Below are 960 nucleotides of genomic sequence, written 5' to 3'. Positions count from 1 at the left end.
CCCCCCACCAAAAGCAGCGCCATCAAGACAACAACATGGAACTTTCGCAAACGTTCTTCCCCTAACTTCACAATAACAATCATGAATAATGCTACGGTATGGCCAGTGAATCCCCACTGCTATAATCACGGTCCAACGACCAACGCGCAAGGAGTGCTACATGGGACGCCTGTTAAAAATTTTGCTGATCACTTTGTTTGCCATCATTGTGCTATTAGCTATTGCTGTTTTTGTGATCACGCAGGTGATTGATCCCAACGAGTTCAAGCCGGAAATCGAGAAACAGGCACAGGAACAGGCCAACCTGACACTGGACATTCAGGGTGACCTGGCCTGGCAATTCTGGCCCTCGCTGGGCGTGAGTCTTGGCCGCACCGAAGCCCGCATTGCCGATGACGAAGAACTGTTCGCCGCCCTCGACGAAGCCAGCGTCAGCGTTGCCGTATTACCGTTGCTGTACGGCCAGGTGGAAATGGACGGCATCACCCTGGCCGGCCTGAATGTAAACCTGGTGGACGGCCCGGACGGCGCCAACTGGGAGCAGATCGGCCCGCAGACGCCGGCAGAAGACACCGCCACTGAAGAAGAACCGGCGGCCGAAGACGAGGGCAGCAGCAGCCTGGACATTCCGCTGACCATTCCCAAAGTCGTGGTCAGCGACGGCAAGGTTCGCTACCGCAGCACCGCCGATGGCACCGACATCGTCGTCGAGCACTTTAATCTGAATGCCCAGGACGTGAACCTGGATGAACCCTTCCCGCTGCAGATGTCCCTGCGCTATCAGGACCAGAGCGACATGCGCGTGGACATGAATCTGGACACGGTACTGGCCGCCGATATCGACAATAACCATTTTGTCCTCAACCCGATGACACTGGATGCCAATATCGCCGGCGCCACCACCATGCCGGTGGATGTGCATCTGGAACAGAATCTGGATGTAAACCTGAACGAGGACAC

Annotated in this window: 1 protein-coding gene; it reads left to right on the top strand. The window is 56.0% G+C overall.

The annotated features are described in order from the left end of the window. Positions 1 to 160: 160 nt before the first annotated feature. Positions 161 to 960, top strand: an 800-nt coding sequence (locus tag A3754_RS02585; RefSeq protein WP_156496707.1) for an AsmA family protein, incomplete at its 3' end; no start/stop codon positions are given.

The organism is Alcanivorax sp. HI0083 (assembly GCF_001635175.1).
Note: the sequence above shows the minus strand (reverse complement) of the source record. Positions and strands in the feature narration are given on the sequence as shown.